The 17,800-nt window shown below is 67.5% G+C and carries 17 protein-coding genes; 7 read left to right on the top strand and 10 right to left on the bottom strand.

What is annotated here, in order from left to right; translation table 11 throughout:
- The first annotated feature begins 57 nt into the window (after positions 1-57).
- Positions 58-1,023, top strand: a complete 966-nt coding sequence (locus AC5RUU_RS07150) for an RluA family pseudouridine synthase (protein ID WP_493974623.1) — start codon at positions 58-60, stop codon at positions 1,021-1,023.
- 9 nt (positions 1,024-1,032) lie between these two features.
- Here the strand turns inward: AC5RUU_RS07150 and AC5RUU_RS07145 are convergent, their stop codons facing one another.
- From AC5RUU_RS07145 to AC5RUU_RS07135, 3 genes are all read right to left on the bottom strand, one after another.
- The gene (locus AC5RUU_RS07145) at positions 1,033-3,369 is read right to left on the bottom strand and encodes a MinD/ParA family ATP-binding protein (RefSeq protein WP_493974513.1); all 2,337 of its coding nucleotides are present in this window, start codon (positions 3,367-3,369) and stop codon (positions 1,033-1,035) included.
- A gap of 103 nt (positions 3,370-3,472) precedes the next feature.
- Positions 3,473-3,673 (bottom strand): hypothetical protein, encoded by a 201-nt coding sequence (locus AC5RUU_RS07140; protein ID WP_493974512.1) that lies wholly within the window; start codon positions 3,671-3,673, stop codon positions 3,473-3,475.
- 58 nt (positions 3,674-3,731) lie between these two features.
- Entirely contained in the window at positions 3,732-3,932 is a 201-nt protein-coding gene (locus AC5RUU_RS07135) for a hypothetical protein (protein WP_493974511.1), read from the bottom strand.
- A 215-nt stretch (positions 3,933-4,147) separates the two neighbouring features.
- On the opposite strand from AC5RUU_RS07135, the gene AC5RUU_RS07130 reads away from it, so the two are divergent.
- The 4 genes from AC5RUU_RS07130 (at position 4,148) to AC5RUU_RS07115 (ending at position 6,601) form a co-directional block, all read left to right on the top strand.
- Complete coding sequence (locus AC5RUU_RS07130; RefSeq protein ID WP_493974510.1) at positions 4,148-4,348, top strand: hypothetical protein; 201 nt, start codon at positions 4,148-4,150, stop codon at positions 4,346-4,348.
- 188 nt (positions 4,349-4,536) lie between these two features.
- Entirely contained in the window at positions 4,537-5,250 is a 714-nt protein-coding gene (locus AC5RUU_RS07125) for an AfsR/SARP family transcriptional regulator (protein ID WP_493974509.1), read from the top strand.
- 27 nt (positions 5,251-5,277) lie between these two features.
- Positions 5,278-5,943: a hypothetical protein gene (locus tag AC5RUU_RS07120; RefSeq protein ID WP_493974508.1), complete on the top strand. Its 666-nt coding sequence runs from the start codon at positions 5,278-5,280 to the stop codon at positions 5,941-5,943.
- A gap of 40 nt (positions 5,944-5,983) precedes the next feature.
- The gene (locus tag AC5RUU_RS07115; RefSeq protein WP_493974507.1) at positions 5,984-6,601 is read left to right on the top strand and encodes a DedA family protein; all 618 of its coding nucleotides are present in this window, start codon (positions 5,984-5,986) and stop codon (positions 6,599-6,601) included.
- Between the two features lie 4 nt (positions 6,602-6,605).
- On the opposite strand, the gene AC5RUU_RS07110 is transcribed toward AC5RUU_RS07115, so the two are convergent.
- The 3 genes from AC5RUU_RS07110 to AC5RUU_RS07100 all read right to left on the bottom strand — a co-directional run bounded on the left by AC5RUU_RS07110 (position 6,606) and on the right by AC5RUU_RS07100 (position 10,491).
- Positions 6,606-6,911 (bottom strand): hypothetical protein, encoded by a 306-nt coding sequence (locus AC5RUU_RS07110; protein ID WP_493974506.1) that lies wholly within the window; start codon positions 6,909-6,911, stop codon positions 6,606-6,608.
- Between the two features lie 88 nt (positions 6,912-6,999).
- Positions 7,000-9,810, bottom strand: coding sequence for a phosphoenolpyruvate carboxylase (gene ppc, locus AC5RUU_RS07105; protein WP_493974505.1), 2,811 nt, complete (start codon positions 9,808-9,810; stop codon positions 7,000-7,002).
- A 114-nt stretch (positions 9,811-9,924) separates the two neighbouring features.
- Positions 9,925-10,491, bottom strand: a complete 567-nt coding sequence (locus AC5RUU_RS07100) for a hypothetical protein (RefSeq protein ID WP_493974504.1) — start codon at positions 10,489-10,491, stop codon at positions 9,925-9,927.
- Between the two features lie 208 nt (positions 10,492-10,699).
- On the opposite strand from AC5RUU_RS07100, the gene AC5RUU_RS07095 reads away from it, so the two are divergent.
- Positions 10,700-11,542, top strand: a complete 843-nt coding sequence (locus AC5RUU_RS07095) for a DUF1684 domain-containing protein (protein ID WP_493974503.1) — start codon at positions 10,700-10,702, stop codon at positions 11,540-11,542.
- On the opposite strand, the gene AC5RUU_RS07090 is transcribed toward AC5RUU_RS07095, so the two are convergent.
- Positions 11,539-12,750, bottom strand: coding sequence for an acyl-CoA dehydrogenase family protein (locus tag AC5RUU_RS07090; RefSeq protein WP_493974502.1), 1,212 nt, complete (start codon positions 12,748-12,750; stop codon positions 11,539-11,541). The two genes, AC5RUU_RS07095 and AC5RUU_RS07090, sit on opposite strands and share 4 nt — an antisense overlap.
- Entirely contained in the window at positions 12,747-13,571 is an 825-nt protein-coding gene (locus tag AC5RUU_RS07085; protein WP_493974501.1) for an SDR family NAD(P)-dependent oxidoreductase, read from the bottom strand. Before AC5RUU_RS07085 ends, AC5RUU_RS07090 begins: the two co-directional genes overlap by 4 nt.
- Positions 13,572-13,705: 134 nt before the next feature.
- On the opposite strand from AC5RUU_RS07085, the gene AC5RUU_RS07080 reads away from it, so the two are divergent.
- A complete protein-coding gene (locus AC5RUU_RS07080; RefSeq protein ID WP_493974500.1) occupies positions 13,706-15,013 on the top strand; it encodes a glycoside hydrolase family 76 protein in 1,308 nt (435 codons plus the stop codon).
- Here AC5RUU_RS07080 and AC5RUU_RS07075 read toward each other — a convergent pair.
- Both AC5RUU_RS07075 and AC5RUU_RS07070 read right to left on the bottom strand, forming a co-directional pair.
- A complete protein-coding gene (locus tag AC5RUU_RS07075; protein ID WP_493974499.1) occupies positions 15,010-17,004 on the bottom strand; it encodes a glycoside hydrolase family 32 protein in 1,995 nt (664 codons plus the stop codon). The genes AC5RUU_RS07080 and AC5RUU_RS07075 overlap by 4 nt on opposite strands.
- A 138-nt stretch (positions 17,005-17,142) precedes the next feature.
- Positions 17,143-17,745: a YdeI/OmpD-associated family protein gene (locus AC5RUU_RS07070; protein WP_493974498.1), complete on the bottom strand. Its 603-nt coding sequence runs from the start codon at positions 17,743-17,745 to the stop codon at positions 17,143-17,145.
- Between the last annotated feature and the right edge of the window lie 55 nt (positions 17,746-17,800).

Here is a 17,800-nt window from a genome sequence, read left to right as displayed (position 1 = left end):
TTTTTCCCGTCGGCGCGCGGCCAGGGCGAGGAGCACGCCAAGTAGAATGGACCGGTGATGCAATCCCCCCTCCCCGTGCGCGACGGCGTCAACGCCACCCGCCTGCGTCTCCCCGAGGAGGGTCCGTGGAACACCGCAATGGACTACATGATGCACCGCTGGGGGCACATCGACCCGCAGGGCATCGAGGACAGGTTCGACGCCGGCGAGATCGTGGGCGAGGGCGGCGTTCCGCTGCACCGCGGCACTCCCCTGCAGGACCACACCTTTATCTGGTATTACCGCACCCTCCCGCGCGAGGCCCGGATCCCGGTGGAGATCGGCATCCTGCACCAGGATGAGCACCTCCTGGTGGTGGATAAGCCGCACTTCCTGCCCACGACGCCGGGCGGCACGTACATCCAGGAGTCCGCCCTGGTGCGGCTGCGGAACCAGCTGGACCTTCCGGACCTGGTCCCGATGCACCGGCTGGACCGGATGACCGCCGGCGTGCTGCTGTTCTCCACCAACCCGCAGACGCGGGGCAGGTACCAGGTGCTCTTCGAGAAGCGGCTGGTCCAGAAGGAATACGAGTGCGTGTCCGCCGCAGAGCCCGCGCCGGGGCATCCCGCCGTCGAATTTCCTGTCGTGGTGCGCAACCGCATGACCAAGTCCCGCAGCTACCTGCTCGCGGAGGTCATCGAAGGCGAACCTAACGCCGAAACAAGGATCGAGCGGCTGGAAACGTTCGACGGCGGCAGCGCGGGCGACGGCGGCAGCGCGGGCGGCGGCAGCCTCGCCAGGTACCGCCTGGAGCCGCACACCGGCAAGACCCACCAGTTGCGGGTGCACATGGCTTCCCTGGGACTGGGGATCGTCAATGATGCCTTCTACCCGGACCTGCTGGACAAGTCGCCGGACGACTACGCCAAGCCCCTGCAGCTCCTGGCCCGGGGCATCCGGTTCGTGGATCCGATCTCCGGAAAGCCGGTGGAGTACCGGAGCGCACTGGAACTCAGCGAGGCCTCCCCCGTACGGTCCTGAACGTGTGGCCTACAGGCCGCGCATTACCGCGGCAGAGGCATGCAGCCAGGCCTCGCAGGTTGCGGGCTGCAGCGCCTGGTAGTTCAGCCGGGCGCCCGAGACGAGGGACCTGTCGTACGGGACGTCCAGCACCTCCCTGGTCAGGCTTTCGAAATGGCGTCTCGTCCTTCTGTGGAGCTGCGTGTCGGTCTGCCGGGACGGGGCGGCGAGCAAAGTAACGGCGTTGCTGACTTTGGCCTGGTATCCGCGCTCGCGGAGCCCGTCGATAAGCCACACCGCGCTTGCCACCGTGTCTTCGCGAAGGGTGGAGACTATGACCAGCTCATCGGCAGCGTCCACAGCTGCTTCCCAGTTGGAGGACCGCATATTGTTCCCGGTGTCCACCATGATGATCCGGTAGAAGCGGCGCAGCGCCGTGTGCAGCCGGTCGAACTCCCGGCTGCCGATAGTGGCCGCCCCGGCGGCGTCCTCGTCCGAAGCCAGCACATCAAACTGCGTGGAACCCTGGTAGCGCACGAACCGGTCCAGGTCTCCGATCCGCCCCAGCGCGGAGTCTTCAAAGCGGTCCACTTCCTGCAGGAGGTCAACCGCCGTCCGGGGGTGCCCAGCCAGCGGGGCCCGCCATCCGAGCGTGCCCCGGGTTTCGTTGTTGTCCCAGGCGAGCGTGTAACCGCCGCGTTGGATGCCCATTGTTGCGGCGAGTAACAGGGTGGCCGTGGTTTTGTGGGCACCGCCCTTGGGATTGACCACCACTACGGTCTTTGGGCCGTCCAGCCGCCGCTGGACGTCTGCGATAGCCTGCAGGCGGGCGCGCTCCCGGCGGCCCGGAGCGGGGTTGATGGAATTGCCGCTGAGCCGGCGGAGGGCACCCTGCCAGCCTTCTTCGGCAAGCACGGCCGGGGGCGCAGGCCGTTCGGCGAGGAAATCCTGAAGGGTGGGGACGCCGTCGCGTGTGGCCGCGGACGGAACATCGATAGCCATTGCCGGCCTTCCTTTCTCTGGTGCAGAACCTGCCGGGGCAGGCAGTGGTTCTGTTTGCTGTCCTGCCCGCGTACTCCAGGCGCGCCCGGCCAGGCGCCGGAGCAGGGTGACGACGGCCAGCAGCAGGCGGTACAGAAGAATGGCCAGGCCGGCCACCGGCAGGGACAGCAGGATGATGGACAGGATGGAGAGCACCGCCGCGGCGGGGTCGCCTGCCCCGATCGCGCCGACGCCGAGTCCTGCATGGTGTCCAATAGCGCCGGCGGTCTGCCTGAGGATCAGCGGCAGGTTCAGCAGCATCCAGCCAAGCGCCAGGAGCAGGAGTGGAACAACGCTTACTACCCAGGCGGTGACGATGCGGCGGGCGAACGGGCGAAGCTCCCTGACCCGCGGATCCATCGGCCGTCCCGGCAGGATGCTCAAAAGGACCGGGCGAATCCGGTTGAACAGGTCCGGCACACCGGCGATATCGGCCAAGACAAAATACCCGTCAAACCGCAGGGTGGGGACCAGCTGCTGGACCATCCCGATATGCATCAGGGCCGCCGCCAGCAGGAAGAACCCCTGGCCTGTGGCAAGGTACGCGCCGCCGAAGGCAAGCAGGCAGAGGCAGTTGAAGTACAGCCCGCCAAGGTCGGTGCGGATCCGGCCGGCCCTGCCCAGCCGGTAGGAGTCCGTCACGTTGGTGAAGAACGCGGGAAATACCAGGTAGACGCCGACGCCGATGACCCCGGGCCGTGCCCCGCCGTACCGGCACGCCGTGGCGTGGCCAAGTTCGTGGATTACTGCCCCCGCCATCAGCATCACCACGATGCCGAGCAGCAGCGCAGGAGTGACCAAGACCTGCTGCAGGGCTGCGTTGAAGTCGCCCCTGAGGATCATGAGGATATCGACGGCGGTGAGGGCCGCCAGGACAACCACCACCACCGGCGGCCAGTAAAGCGGCGAGAGCACCCGGGCCAGGGCGTTGACGGCTTTTTCGGGAAGCAGCGTTCCCCGCAGCCGCAGGGCAAGCAGCGGGTTCGCGACGGGAGGACCGGGGACCCCGGCGGAGTCGGCAGCAGCATCCTGCACCAGTCCCATCGGCGCCAGCCGGGTGGTCAGCAAGTGACACAGCCCGCTGACATCCAGCTCTCGGCCGTAGGCGTCGCTGATCTCCCGGGCTGCCTGGCGGAGCGGCTTCTCCGCCGAGACGGAAACCATCACCAGGTGAAGCAGCTCCGACAGCTGGACAATTTGCCCGTCCCCGCGCTGCAGCAAATAGCTGCGGTCCTTGAGGCCGGAACCTTCAACCGGGCCCAGAAACACAATTCCGGGTGCAGCTGCCCAGCGCTGGTCAAAGGCGGCATCGGGTGCTGTTGTCACATTCCCCACCGATAAGTTTGGTCGATTCATACCTTGGGCGGTTAATGGCGGTGGGCACGCTCCGGAAGTGGAGCATGCCCACCGGATTCGGAATTGCTTCAGCCTACTGTTGCAGGACCAACAGCTCCTGTACCGCGGCTGAGTTCGCGACGGAACCAATTGTGCCTGCATTAATGGCCATCGAAAGGTTCACGGCGATTACCGGCGAAATGTTAATGTCGAAGCACAGAGTTTCCCTTACGGGCAGCAGCTCCATGACTTCGGCATCGAGTTCCTCGCGCAACAGCGCATGTGATGCCGTCACAGCATCTCACCTCTTTCCCCCGGACATCCCCGGGAACGGCTTTCCGACGTTGGATGGATTAGTGCTGGAGAACAGCAATGTTCTGGACCGCAGCGCTGTATGCCTCCGAGTGCACAGCGCCAATGTTCAGCGCCAGCGAGGAATTGTTCGCGGTGACACTTGCCCAGTCGAACGATGCGTCGAACAGGGCCAGGGTTTCCTTCGAGGGCAGCAGCTCCACCTGCTGGCCGTCCAGGTCCTGGATGGTAAGTTCCGTCATGTCAATCACCCCCTTTCGACGTCTCGCGACAAGTCAACGCGTCGGCCCGTGGCAGCTTCATTACTGCCGTGTTATTTCTGCGTTGTTTTTGAGATTCGCGGCGGGACAGTGATGGTCCGGGCGCATATTTTGTGCCTTTAGGATGGTGATACCGCGGAGTAAATTCGTTCGTGGGAAAATTGGACCGCAAAAACCAGGAAAGCAGGCGCCCGCGCATGGCGGACAAAGAAGGCACGATGGTTATCCGCGCCTGGGTGGAACCCGCCCACAACAATTCCCTTCGCGCCCGCCTGATATCCAGCCATCCGGGCCAGGACCGGGAATCGGTGGAGGCCGCCGGCAGTTCGGAAGAAATCCTCCTGGCCGTGCGTCGCTGGCTGGACCTGCTGCAGAAAGACCAAAACCCCGGCGGCTGACCAGAAAGTACCCTCCCGGCCAACGCTTGGTTATCGTGCCCCGGTCCACGTGTGCCAGGGACCAGGTGGAAGTCGACTATCCCTTGTAAACTACCCTCCCCCCTCTGTTACTAAAACGTATTGACATGACGGGCGCAGGTGTCACGATGGTGTGGGGGGTCAAGTGTTGCCGCTTGAAGGGAAATGGCATGACGGGGGCTCTCGCGCAGGAATGGCATTTAAGCCTGCTGGGGGCTTGGCGGTTACAGCGGGGCAACACCACCTTCACGGTTCCCAGCCGGGAGCAGCGGCTCATTGCCTGCGTGGGGCTCCTGGGTTGCCGTCGCCGGAGTTTCCTGTCTGGTCTGTTGTGGCCGAGAAGCAGCGAGACCCAGGCCGCCGGCAACCTGCGCACGGCGGTCTGGTGCGTCTCCCACTCGTTTCCCCAGCTCCTCCGATCAGGGGCGGACACCCTGGAACTGGACGAATCCGTACGCCTTGACGTGACGGCCCTGCAGTCGCTTGTGACCGCGCTGAGGGAACAGCCCTTCGCCCTGGTTCCGGATACCTGTTTGGACCATCTTGGCCGGGCGGAGCTGCTGCCGGGCTGGTACGACGACTGGGTGGTGTTTGAACAGGAGCGGCTGCGGCAACTGCGGCTCAGCGCGTTGGAGCTTATGGCCCGGCAGTATCTTGATGCCGGGGAACCCGGGCGGGCCGTCGTAGCGGCGCTGTCTGCGGTGGGGATCGAACCGTTGCGGGAATCTGCCCACCTTCTCCTGGTCCAGGCGCATCTGGCTGCGGGAAACCGGGCAGCGGCAGTCCGGGCCTACAGGATGTTCGCCAGCCGGCTGCAGGCCGAACTGGGCGTCGAGCCTTCACCCCAGCTGACCGGGCTGGTGTCCACGTTCCACCCGCAATGAGGCCGGCACGGAAAGGACGGCAGGACCATGGATACGTTCACTGAGATACCGGGCGACCGCGCGGCTGCCAAGTTCGCCTATGCCGCCGCCGGTCTCGGCGTCGCGGGCGTAGCTACCCTCGGGGCCATGTACGCGGTGGAAGTGCCGCGGAACGGACCCTATGTCTTCGGTACGGTCAACGACGCCGTAGGCGGGGTGTTCAGCCTCGCTGTCATCCCGGTTATCGTCCAGGTGCACCGCCGGCTGCCACGTTCGCCGGGCAGTGAAGCGGGCAAGTGGGCGGTGGTGGCCGCCTGCGCCGCCGGATCCGCGAGTTCGTTCCTCCTGGTCGCCAGAAAGCTCGACTTCGTGCCCTCCACGGCGATCTCGATTGCCGCGATGACAGTCCAGGGCGGCTGGTTCCTGCTGGCGAACAGGGCCTTGCTGGCATCAGGCGGCTGCCCGCAGGATCTGGCCAAGCTGGGCACCGCTATCGGCGGCGGACTGCTGGCGGCCCTGCCGGTGGCAGGCCTTGCCTTCGCGGAACACCTTCCGGGCTGGCTCCGCTGGGGTGTGGGCGGCACCGGAGTGGCCGTCGGCGCGGCCGCATGGATCGCCTGGCCATACTGGTACTTCCTCGCGGGAAGGCACCTTGGCCACGTCCCACCCGGAATGAAGGGAAGGATGCGCCATCCCTTCCTGCCCAGGGGCTGATCCCCTTCGGCATGGGCCCGGAGTGCGGTACGTTGTGCCCATGGACTTCGGCAGCGCTGACAGCTGGGGGGCTGCGATCTATTTCTGGATCATCCCCGTGGTCCTTGGCGACGCCATTTTCCCGCCCATCCCCTCGGAAATGGTGGTGATTACCGGTGGGGCCCTTTCCGCTGACGGCCGGGCCAACGTGTTTTTGGTGGCTTTGCTGTCAGCCCTGGCCTCATGGGTGGGGGACATGGTGGTTTTCCAGCTCTTCCGGCGGCGCCTCAGCCACGTCCTGGACCGCTGGAAGTGGGGACGCCGCGTGCATCAAGGCATCCACGACGCACTCGCCAAGGCAGGGCGGTCATCGACGTACGGCACCATCATCGGCGCCAGGTTCATCCCCGGCGGGCGCCTGGCGACGTCCGCCGCGGCCGGCATCGCCAATGTTTCGGTCCGGGGTTTCAGCCTGTGCGCCGGCCTGGGTGCCGTGCTGTGGGCCTGCTGGCTGGTGGGCCTGGGCTACTTCACAGGATCGGCAACCAGGCTGCCGTTCTGGGCCAGTTCCCTGATCGGGGTGGCGCTCGGGCTGGTGGTGGGTGCCGTCGTCGGAATTATCGTCACCCGCCGCCGGGGGAACCGGTCACCGGTGGAGGAACCCGGCCCGCCGGCCTGAAGGGCTAGACGGGCGCCCACTTGCCGCGGCTGCGGCGGAGCACGCTGAGCGAGCCGGTGAGGGCAACGCGTTCGACGGCGTCGCGCATCATGGCAGCCGACTCGCGCGCCTGCTGGTTCTCGCCCCTGTCCTCGGTTGCCTCCACGAGGAAACGCAGGTTCAGCTGCGGCACCCCGCCGGAGATCTGAAGCTGGTGGGACTCAACGTGGTGGCGCGTCCCCAGCGCCTCGACGGCGGCCTCCATGACCGACTCGGGCCGGTTGCCCGGCCGGAGCCCGGTGATCTTGAGGCGGGTCTGGAAGGAAGGCATGCCCTCCACCCTATCTAAACCCTCTCTCACGCCCGCACCGCGAGTGAGAGAGCGTCGCCCGAAAACACGCCAGAAGTGCGAGAGGGTTTTAGCCGGTGTTGCGCAGGCCTGCGGCCACCCCGTTGACGGTGATGAGCATGGCGCGCTGGAGCCGTTCGTCTATCTCCGCCCCGCTGATGCTTCCGCTCTCGGCGCGAACGCGCCGCAGCAGCTCCACCTGCAGGTAGCTGATGGGGTCCAGGTACTGGTCGCGGACCTCGAGTGAGCGCTTGAGCGTGGGCTGGGCATCCAGCAGGACGTGCTCGCCGGTAAGCTGCTGCACCTCGGCCACGGTCAGCTCGTATTCCTCCCGGATGGTCCGGAAGATGTGGTGCAGCTCCTTCGGTACCAGGGTGTCCACGTAGTAGCCCGCGATGTCCAGGTCCGTCTTGGCGAGGGTCATCTCCACGTTGGACAGCACGGAGCGGAAGAAGTGCCAGTGCTCCATCATCTCCGCGAGCTGGGCCGCGTTGCCGGCCTCCCGGGCGGCCTTGAGGCCGGAGCCTACGCCGAACCAGCCAGGCACGATCTGACGGGACTGGGTCCAGCCGAACACCCACGGGATGGCCCGCAGGCCGCCGAGGCCCGCACCGGAGTCCGGGCGCTTGGACGGGCGGGAACCGATGTTCAGGGAGCCCAGCTGCTCCACCGGGGTGGATGCCATGAAGTAGGCGGGCAGGTCAGGGTGGTCCACGAGTTTCCGGTACCGGTCGAAGGCGGCATCGGAGATGATCTCCATAACGTGCCCGTACCGTTCCCGCTGGTCTTCGGATGTCCGCGGGTCGCGGTGGAGGGCCGAACCCTGCAGTACGGCGGCCAGGGACAGCTCCAGGTTTTCCCGTGCCAGCTCGGGCAGAGAGTACTTGTCCGAGATGACTTCACCCTGCTCGGTGAACTTGATCTCCCCCTCCAGTACCCCGTTCGGCTGGGCCAGGATCGCGTCGTAGGTGGGCCCGCCGCCGCGGCCCACGGACCCGCCGCGGCCGTGGAACAGGCGTACCCGCACCCCGTGCTTTGCCGCCACGTCCCGGAGTTTCCGCTGGGTCTTGTGGATTTCCCACTGGCTGGTCAGCACGCCGGACTCCTTGTTCGAGTCCGAGTAGCCCAGCATCACTTCCTGCACGTCACCGCGCAGCCGCACGAGTTCGCGGTAGGACGGGTCAGAGAGCAGCTGGTCGATGATCTCGGCGGAGGCACGGAGCTCCTCCACCGTTTCGAGCAGCGGCGCGAACCCGAGCTTGGCGTAAGGCTTTTCGCCGAACAGGTTCACCAGGCCTGCTTCACGGGCAATGACGGCGGCGGCCAGGACGTCGTCTGCTCCGCGGGTCATGGAGATGATGTAGGTCTCAATGACGTCCGGGCCGTACATGCGCAGGGCCCGGCGGATCTCGCGGAAGACGTCGTACGTGCCGTCCGCGGCGCCGTCGAGCTTGATCGGGTGGCCGGACAGGGGCCGGCGGGAGGCAAGCTCGGAGCCCAGCACCTCGAAGCGTTCCTCGCGGCTGAGCTCGGCGTAGCGGAGCCCGGGCCCGCCGATCCGGTCCATCAGCTGGCCCACAACGTCGTGGTGGTGGTCGGCGTGTTCGCGGATATCCAGCGTGGCCAGGTGCAGGCCGAAGGAGGCGACGGCGCGGCGGACCCTGGCAAGGGCGCCGTCGGCTGCGAGGGAGGCGGAGTGGTTGCGGAGCGAGAGTTCCAGCAGCTCAAGGTCTGCCAGGAGCTCGTCGGTTCCGTTGTAGTCGCGGCCGTGCTCGTGGTTCGAGTTGGCCGCCACGCGCTTGCCGGTGTTGATGAGCTTGGCCTTGATGCAGGTCAGCTTCAGCCGGTACGGCTCCTGGGCGTTCAGTTCCAGGACCCGTTTGTCCAGGCCGGGCAGCTTCTTCAGGTCCGCGTCGATGGACTCAAGCAGCTCCCGGTCTGCTCCGGCGAGTGCTGTGGAGTTCGAGAGGATGGAGATCAGCTCGTCGATCATGCCGATGCTGATGCGGATGGCGTGCTGGTTCTGGATCTGCAGGATTTCGCGGGTGACGGCCGCGGTGACGTTGGGGTTGCCGTCGCGGTCGCCGCCGATCCAGGAACCGAAGCGGATGGGTGCGTCCTTGGAGGCCAGGGTGACGCCGTGGTCCCCCAGCAGTTCGGACAGTTCCGTCAGCATCTCCGGCATGGCATCGGTGAGGATGCCACCCAGGTAGTAGATGGCGTTGCGGGCTTCGTCAACGGGTGTGGGCCGGACCTGCCGCAGTTCGTCGGTCTGCCACATCTGGTCGATGATCTCGGCCAGCTGGCGGTCCTGCCGGCGCCTGGCTGTGGTGCCTTCCTGGGTGGGCTGGGCCAGCACGTCGGAGAGCTTGCGGACCTTATCAAGCACGGAGCGGCGCGAGGCTTCGGTGGGGTGGGCGGTGAAGATGGGGCGGACGTCCAGCCCGTTCACCACCTCCTGCAGCACGGCCGGGCCTGCCTGGCGGGCGATGTCGGACACAGCCTTGGCCAGCCAGCCGTCCTTCTCCGCCCGGGTCCGCAGGCCGCGGACGCGGTGGACCTGCTCGGCCGCGTTGGCAAGGTGGAAGTAGAACGCGAAGGCACGGACCAGGTCCGTGGCCTGCTCGATGGGCAGGGAGCCGAGGAGCTCGCGGACCTGGGCAACGACGTCGTGCGCGCTCCAGGGCCCGGTGGCGTCGGCACCGCCGCGGGCGGCTTCCTTGGACTCCTTGGTGAGGAGGCGGACCTGCTCCACGAGGTCAAGGAGTTCGGGTCCGTGCTGGCGGACCAGGGATTCGCCCAGCAGCGTGGAGACGCGCCGGACATCTGCCCTCAGTTCGGCGGCAAGGTCGGTTTCGGGATTTGTTGCAGTGTGAGCCATGGAAGCAATCTCTCGAGGGTTTCGGGACTTGGCTCGTACACTGCGCTGGATACTGTGAGCCACGTTACTAGCTAAAAATGGTACCCGCAGGGCAGGGTCACGGGGGAATCCGTCTCAGATAATGTCGTCAGCGGGGTAACCGACGTGGCGCTTCACGCGCTCAAGTTCCGCGCGGAGCTGCGCCAATTCCGGGCGGAGCTGCGCCAGTTCCGTGCGTGCCGCGGCGGCTTCGACATTACGACGGAGGGACCCCGCCGCGTTGGCGGCCGCCGCCACCACGCCCACCGGCACCAGCACAGCCAGCGCCCAGCAGGCCGCTGCGAAATACTCCAGTGCCACGGGAAGGGCGGCACGGAAGTCCAAGAAGTCGTTCACGCCGGTGGCCATTCCGTCCAAGGCGGCGTCGAGCGGGCCCAGGAACTCCCCCACCACGGGTGTCTCCGAGAGCGGCGGCGGGTTGAGCCTCGCTTCCCTATCCCCGCCCCAGCGGCCGTCGCCCAGGTGGTTCAGGACGTAGATGCCCGCACCCGTGCTGGCGGCGATGAACACAACGACGCCCGCGAGCGCGGCAAGGTCGGGGCGGCGCGGCCGCCAGAGGAGCACCGCCACACCGCACAGCAGCGCCGCGATCCAGGTCAGCGCTTTCAGCCACTCACTGTTGATTCCGACAAGAATGTCCACGCAGCCTATTCAACCGCGCGGACCACCCTGATGTTGAAGTCCGACGTGCCCGGGGGCGCCATAAAGCCGCAGCCACAGGGGCAGCATCATTTCTGCTCCCCGCGCCGTGGTGATGTCCCCCAGGTCGATGAGGGTGGCTGCTGCCGGGATCCGGAATGAACGGCCGGGTGCCGCAGTTGTAGCCGGGGCAGGACAACCGGAAGGAATCATGACCACCCTAACCGCCGCAAGCGAGCGCTGGCAGCGCTTCCGGGCCAACCGGGACAAGGCGCTGGCAGCCCGCCACGGCTGGCTGACGCTCACCTCCTTCCAGTGGCTGGAGGACTCGCCTGCCGCCGTCGAACTGGCTCCCGGCCTGTGGTCCGCGGACGGTACCGGGCCAACGGAAGGCACGACGGCGGCACTCACCGCCGTGCCTGCCGACGGCCTGACGCTGGTGGGGTCAGGTGAAACCGTGGATGGCACCATTACGGCCTCGCTCGCCGACGAGGAGTCCCTGATGTGGGTCCAGTTTGGCGGCCCGGACGGCACCCGGGTAGTGGTGGAACTGGCCATGCGGGCCGGGCGCTACGCGATCCGCACCAGGGACTCGGCCTCCCCGGTGTTGGCCGAGTTCGACGGCGTGCCCACCTACGCCTACAACCCGGACTGGGAGGTTCACGCCCGCTTCGAGCCCTACCCCGCACCGGTGGACGTGCCCATCGCCACCGCCAACCCGCTGGTGGACGGCATCCACCGGACCGTCGGCGAGGTGGTGTTCCGGTTGCCCGGCAGCCCCCACGAGTTCCGGCTGCAGGCGGAGGAAGAGAGACTCGGCGCGCTCACGGTCACGTTCCATGACGAGACCAACGGGGACACCACGGACGACTGGCGCAAGCTGACCGCACCCCGGCCGCGGCCGGACGGCTCCGTGGTGCTCGACTTCAACCGGGCCATCAACTACCCCAGCGCCTTCACCCCCTACGGCACCTGCCCCATGCCTGTGAAGAACAACAGCCTGGACATCCGCGTGGAAGCAGGAGAAAAGCTGCCGTACCCCCCGGAGGCCTAGGCGATGGCGGATATCCCTGTGATGGCTCGGCCGGTGATCAGGGTGTTGATTTCGAAGGAGCCCTCGTAGGTGTAAATGGCCTCGGCGTCGGAGAAGATCTTCGCCATCCTGTAGTCCGTCAGGATGCCGTTGCCGCCAAGGATGGACCGGCCCAGCGCCACGGTTTCCCGCATCCGTGCGCTGAGGTAGGACTTGGCAAGGGCGACCTGCGGCATGCCCGCGGCGCCTTCGTCCTGCAGCCGGGCCAGTCCGGCCATCATTCCCATGCTGGCCACGGCGTTGCCCAGCATGGTGACCAGTTGCTGCTGGATCAGCTGGAACTGCGCCAGCGGGCGGCCGAACTGGTGGCGTTCGACGGCGTACTGCCGGGCAACGTCGAACGCGGCCAACTGTTGCCCCACCGTCTGCCACGCCACCATGATGCGCGAGCTGCGGAGGAGTTCCCTGGTGTGATCAAAGCTGCTGATGCCGGCAAAGCGGTCTGCCTCGGCCACCCGGACGTCCGCCAGGACGATGTCCGCGTTCTGCACGGTACGCAGCGCAATCTTGTTTTCGATCCGGGTCCTGCGGACACCGGGCAGGGTGGCGTCCACGATGAAGCCGCGGACGGACCCGTCCGCCTCGTCCCGCGCCCACACCAGCATGTAGTCGCAGAACGTTCCGTTGCCGATCCAGCGCTTGGCGCCGTTGATCACCCAGGTGTCCCCGCCGCCGTCGGGCCTGCCTGTTGCGGACGATATTCGCCGGGCCCGGGTTTCCATCCCGCCGGCCACGTCCGATCCGTGCTCCGGTTCGGTGAGGGCGAAAGCTCCCGTGATTCGCAGGTTTGATGCATCAGCCAGCAGCCGCTGCCGCTGTTGGGGGCTGCCGAAGGCGTAGAGGGACTCAACGAAGAGGTCGTGATGGACCAGGAAGAACGTGGCGATGGACGTGTCCACCCGGGTCATCTCGGCAATCACCAGCCCTGCGAACAGATGGCTGTAGCCCCGCTGGGCCGGCGTGCTCAACTCAAGGGCGGCGAGTTTGGGCAGGATATGGGCGGGAAACTCCGCCTTGTTCCACCAGTCCGCTGCGTAGGGCGCGATCTCGGCTGCAAGGAATGCACGCAGTTCGGCCAGTTTGTCCCGTTCCGGCTGGCTCAGCAACGATTCATACGCGAAGAAGTCGGCTGTGGGCAGGTCCACCTGGCGGCCAGCGGGGGCGGTCATTTCGGCCCCATCCGGATGGCGCCGTCCAGGCGGATGGTCTCGCCGTTCAGCATGGCATTGTCCACGATGTGTGCCACCAGCCGGGCGTATTCAGCTGGCTTGCCAAGCCTGGACGGATGGGGAACCTGCGCCCCCAGCGAGTCCTGCGCCTCCTGCGGCAGGCCGGCCATCATCGGGGTTTCGAAGATCCCCGGCGCGATGGTGACCACCCGGACCAGCGAGCGCGCCAGTTCCCGGGCGATGGGCAGGGTCATGGCCGCCACGGCCCCCTTCGATGCCGCGTAGGCAGGCTGGCCGATCTGCCCTTCGAACGCCGCCACCGACGCTGTGTTGATGATGACCCCCCGTTCCGGACCGCCGAGTTCCGTCACGGCAGGTTCGGTGGCGGCCATCGCCGCGGCGGCCAGCCGCAGCACGTTGAAGGTTCCCACCAGGTTGACCTGGACAACACGGTTGAACGCCTCCAGCGGCAGGATCCCGTCGCGCCCCAGCACCTTCCCGGGCGTGGCAATGCCGGCGCAATTCACCACAATGCGCAGCGGGCCCAGGCGGGCGGCGGTGTCGACGGCGGCCTGCACCTCTGCCTCGCTGGTCACGTCGGCGGGGGCAAAGACGGCGTACTTCCGCAGGCCCGCCCCGCCGGCCCCCTCCCCTGCTGCGGAAGCCGAGCTGTTGAGTTCATCCGTGAAGGCGGCCCCGCCGGACGACGGGAGGTCAAGGACCACAACGGAGGCGCCGGCGTCGAACAGGGTCCGGGCGGTGGCGGCGCCCAGGCCGGACGCACCTCCGGTAATGAGCGCGACGCTGCCTGTGATGTCCATCCATCCTCCTTGATGTGGCCGGCCCGCGGGTGCAGCCGCAGCGTATCAGTTAGTGAATGTTAACTGAAAGACCTGCCGTCCGCACCATTCGCCGCTCCCGCCCGGTCCACACCGGCGCCATTAGGGTGGAATCCATGACTTCCCGCCACGCCACTGGTTCAGCCTGGCAGGACCGCGCAAACCACGCAGCCCGGTCCGTCACCGCGCTCTTCGGCCGGAAACTGCTCTTCCTGCCAGGCACCCACCTGGCTGCCGTGGTGTGGAACCCAGGGCAGCCGGTGCAGCCAGGTCCTGGATGGCGGGCAGCGCTGCGCCGGGTCGCCACCGGTGCTGGCCTCTTCAACCCGTGGCACTACTGGTGGCAGGCCCACTACGTGGACTGCCTGGTGGACACCGGCCGGCGGGAACTGGGCCGCGGCGCATCTTCGGCGGCACGCTTCAACGGTCCCGGAAACGCCAGCGCCGGCCAGCTCGCCTCCCGGCTGCTGACCGGCATGCGGCTGCGCAACGCAAACACGTTCGTCAACAACTACTACGACGACATGGCCTGGCTCGCCCTGGCCGCCCTCCGCCTGGACGCCCTGGCGGAAGTGACGCGGAAGCCGGGCCGCCGCCGCAATGCCAGGATCCGCGAAACCCTGACCCTGCAGTTCAATGCCGCCAGCACGGATGACCTGGGCGGCGGCGTGTTCTGGAGCAGGAAACGGGACTTCAAGAACGCCCCTGCCACGGCTCCGGTGGCGCTCTTTTACGCCCGCACCGGCCAGCGCGCCAAGGCGCAGTCATTGCTGGACTGGCTGGACCGCACGCTCCTGGACCCCGTGCAGCGCCTGTACCTCGACGGCGCCCGGCTGGATGCGGCCGGAAACGTGACGGTGGAACGGGCCGTCTACACCTACAACCAGGGACCCGTGCTGGGCGCCCTCCTGGAACTGGGCGGGGAGGCAAACCTTGCCCGGGCGGCCGGGCTGGTGGACGCGGTGGGCCGGCACTTGACCGTGCCGGTCCGGGCAGCCGGCATCCAGCCTGGGGCACTCAGCAACTCGAGCGAGGCCGGCGCCGCCGCGTCCGGCACAATCCTCCGCTGTGAAGGAACGGGCGACGGCGGCCTGTTCACCGGGATCCTCTGCCGCTACCTGGCGCTGGCAGCGACCGACCGCCGGCTGCCCGAGGCGACCCGCACCACTGCTGCGCACCTGGTGACGGCTACGGCCCAGGCCTTTTGGGACGGACGGCGCACCCTTGACGCCGGTACGGCACCGGCAAGCCACCGCGGCCGGAGCGTCTTCTCCATCCACGCCGCGCACCCGGCCCATGAGACGTATCCGCCGGGAGCCGCCGTCGAACTCTCCACCCAACTGCAGGCCTGGATGACCATCGAGGCCGCTGCTGCCGTGGGCGGCGCCGGGGCGGGAGGCAGCGCCGGTCCGGCCGTTCCCTAGCGGATGCCCGCGAGCGGCGCCACGCTGCCGCTTTTGAGCAATACCGGTCCGCCGTCGGCCGCCAGCCGCGCTTCCTTCCGCCCCTCGGGCGGGAACACCAGCGACGTCAGCGTCTGCCGCCCGCCGTCCACGAACACTTCCACCGAGGAGCGATCCACGTAAACGGTGAGGCGGACGGTCCCGCCACCGGGCGTCCCCTCCACCGCGCGGGCGTCCCGGTACACGGGGTCAACCCCGCCCTTGCCCGCCGGGCGGGAGTCCCCGCTGCCGATGGATGCGGCCACGGCGTCATCCCGCACCACAAAGGCCTTGCCGCTGCCGAAGTCATAGCCCACGGTGGCGTAGGTCCTGCCTCCGCTTCGCAGGAGCATTCGGGCTTCCCCTGCGTTGGAGGCTGGCTTTTCGAACTCGAGCTCGGCCTTGTACGCGCCGCTGTCCGGCACGGCCAGCGCGGACCCGCCGTCCAAGGGGCCCGAAGGCACCTGCGCCGCCTCCCCCTCAAGTGCCTGCAGCGCGGGCGTGGGCGTGGAGACCAATGCCGGGCGGCCGCCGTCGGACTTCAGCCGGAGGTCCCGCACCACGGACGCGGCCCCGAACCAGTTGTCCGTCGGCAGGTTCCGGGCGTAAGCCCAGTTGTTCATCCAGCCGATGGCGTGCCGGGACGCCTTCCGCTGCCCGTCCGTCAGGCGCGGGTCATCCCAGGTGACGGCCGCGTAAAAGTCCGATCCGCCGTCGAGCCACTGGTGTCCACCGTCGGGGGTGAAACCCTTCCCGTCAAAGCTGCCGGTCCAGTACGCCAGCCCGGTGGTGCGGCCCTCTTCGGAACCGTTGGCGCTGGCGGCCAGCACCCAGGTGCGCCTGGCCGGATCACCGTCCACGTCCATCTGGAAGAAGTCCGGGCATTCAAGGATGCCAAGCCCGTCCCGCTCAAAGGCGGAAACGTAGGTCCACTGCTTGAGGTCCTTGGACGTGTAGAAGCCGATCTTGTGGCCCTCGGCGAGGAGCATCAGCCACTGGTTGTTGGCCTCGTCCCGCACAATCCGCGGGTCCCGCCAGTGCTCGGCGCCCGGGTTCTCCATCACCGGGTTCTGCTCGTAGTTCTGGAAGCTGTAGCCGTTGTCAGTGGAGTAGAACAACGACTGGCGCTGGACACCGTCATGCTGCTGGGTGAGGACGGCGATCACGGCCCCTTTCCCGAAGCCGGCGGTGCCTTCCGTGTCTACCACCGCGGACCCGGTCTCAATGTCGCCCAGGCCGTTCCGGAACTTCTCGATGGCCACGCCCTCGTTGTTCCAGTGCACCAGGTCGGTGCTGGTGGCGTGGTACCACTCGGTGCCGTTTCCCTCGGGGTAATCCACGTTGTAGAGGTAGTAGTAGTGCCACAGCCCGTCCAGGAAGAATGGCCGCTGGGGATCGTTCATCCAGCGCTGGTCCGGCGTGAGGTGGTAGGCCGGGCGGAACCCCGGGTCCTCCGCCGGCGCCTCCAGCGCCGCGGCGTCCGGTTGTGGCCACGCCTTGCCCACGCCGAGGTCCGTGAGCAGGGCGTCGCGGGCTTGCGGGCTGATGCAGGCCGGAAGCTGCACTGAACCGGCATCCTCTTCCACGTTTCCGGCCGCGCTGCTTCGGACGAAGACCTTGCCCTGCACGCGGACGCCGGCCAGCCAGCCGGTGCCGCATTCGATGCTTCGCACGTCCTCCGCACCGTCCGCAGGTACTTCGCCCCCGCGTTCCGTCAGGGTGGCGTCGTTGCCCTTGAGCCACAGGGAGGCGTAGCCGCCGCTGCGGTCCTTGGCCGCGGCCTGGGCGGCAGCCACGCCGTCCAATACGCGCCCGGCTGTGACGGCAGGGCCGGGCGCGCTGTTGCCGGCGAGCACCAGGGAAACTGCCAGGACGAGGACCGCCGCGGCGGCCACCGTCCACACCAGGAGCCGGCGGCGGGCGGTGAAACGTCTGAGGGCGGGAAGCACTGTTCCGAGGGTGTTTCGGGGCATGAATTCAATCCGTCGCTGAACGCACAAGTGCCGTCCCCCGGGTCGGGGGACGGCACCAGCGCAAGTGAACCATCAATGTTACCGGTTCGTTATCCAGAACCCAACCGGTTACGGAAAGGCTCCGCCGCCCTTGGGCTGTTACGGCGTACCGCCCGGGCGCTGTTTCTGCGGGTACGGAGCTTCGCCCCGGGCCAGCATCTCCACGAAACCGGCGATTTTGCGCTCGCGGGTGGCGGCCTGCTTGACCGAATTCGTGCGGTAGATCAGGGCGAACCGGTTGGTCTTGGTAAGGACGTCGAACATTGCCTGGGCAGCAGGTACGGCGGCGATCGCGGCCGCCAGGTCCGCAGGAACCTCGGCCGTCGCCTGCCCCGCATACGCCTTCTCCCAGCGGCCGTCCGCCTTCGCGGCTTCGACGGCGGCCCGGCCGGCGTCGGTCATCTTTCCCGCCTCCTCCAGCCTGGCCACATACGTGACATTCCTGGCGGACCACACGCTCCGCGGCCCCCTGGGCGTCATCCGCTGGTAGGAGCTTTCACCGTCCCGGCGCCGGGCCTGGCCGTCGATCCAGCCGAAACACAGCGCCTCATCCAGGGCCGCAGCATAATCCAGTTCCGTGACCTGCCCGCCTTTCTTGTGCAGGACCAGCCACACGCCCGGGCTGCTTCGGTGGTTCGCCTCCAGCCAGGTCCGCCAGGCGGCGGCGTCGGGCACCAGCAGTTCTTCAAGTTCGATGGCCATGCGCCTATTCTGCTCCAGCAGCAGCCTTGCACAACCTCTATCCCCCTCTGGCCCG

The sequence above is a fragment of the Arthrobacter sp. K4-10C genome, from assembly GCF_059090085.1.
This window is presented reverse-complemented; position numbering and strand designations above follow the sequence as displayed.

Coding starts and splice junctions, on each gene's coding strand:
- AC5RUU_RS07135 (WP_493974511.1), bottom strand. CDS start 3,932: ATGACGGAACTTACCATCCAGGACCTGGACGGCCAGCAGGTGGAGCTG.
- AC5RUU_RS07125 (WP_493974509.1), top strand. CDS start 4,537: ATGACGGGGGCTCTCGCGCAGGAATGGCATTTAAGCCTGCTGGGGGCT.
- AC5RUU_RS07130 (WP_493974510.1), top strand. CDS start 4,148: ATGGCGGACAAAGAAGGCACGATGGTTATCCGCGCCTGGGTGGAACCC.
- AC5RUU_RS07070 (WP_493974498.1), bottom strand. CDS start 17,745: ATGGCCATCGAACTTGAAGAACTGCTGGTGCCCGACGCCGCCGCCTGG.
- AC5RUU_RS07090 (WP_493974502.1), bottom strand. CDS start 12,750: ATGACCGCCCCCGCTGGCCGCCAGGTGGACCTGCCCACAGCCGACTTC.
- AC5RUU_RS07150 (WP_493974623.1), top strand. CDS start 58: ATGCAATCCCCCCTCCCCGTGCGCGACGGCGTCAACGCCACCCGCCTG.
- AC5RUU_RS07080 (WP_493974500.1), top strand. CDS start 13,706: ATGACTTCCCGCCACGCCACTGGTTCAGCCTGGCAGGACCGCGCAAAC.
- AC5RUU_RS07075 (WP_493974499.1), bottom strand. CDS start 17,004: ATGCCCCGAAACACCCTCGGAACAGTGCTTCCCGCCCTCAGACGTTTC.
- AC5RUU_RS07110 (WP_493974506.1), bottom strand. CDS start 6,911: ATGCCTTCCTTCCAGACCCGCCTCAAGATCACCGGGCTCCGGCCGGGC.
- AC5RUU_RS07085 (WP_493974501.1), bottom strand. CDS start 13,571: ATGGACATCACAGGCAGCGTCGCGCTCATTACCGGAGGTGCGTCCGGC.
- ppc (WP_493974505.1), bottom strand. CDS start 9,810: ATGGCTCACACTGCAACAAATCCCGAAACCGACCTTGCCGCCGAACTG.
- AC5RUU_RS07095 (WP_493974503.1), top strand. CDS start 10,700: ATGACCACCCTAACCGCCGCAAGCGAGCGCTGGCAGCGCTTCCGGGCC.
- AC5RUU_RS07115 (WP_493974507.1), top strand. CDS start 5,984: ATGGACTTCGGCAGCGCTGACAGCTGGGGGGCTGCGATCTATTTCTGG.
- AC5RUU_RS07120 (WP_493974508.1), top strand. CDS start 5,278: ATGGATACGTTCACTGAGATACCGGGCGACCGCGCGGCTGCCAAGTTC.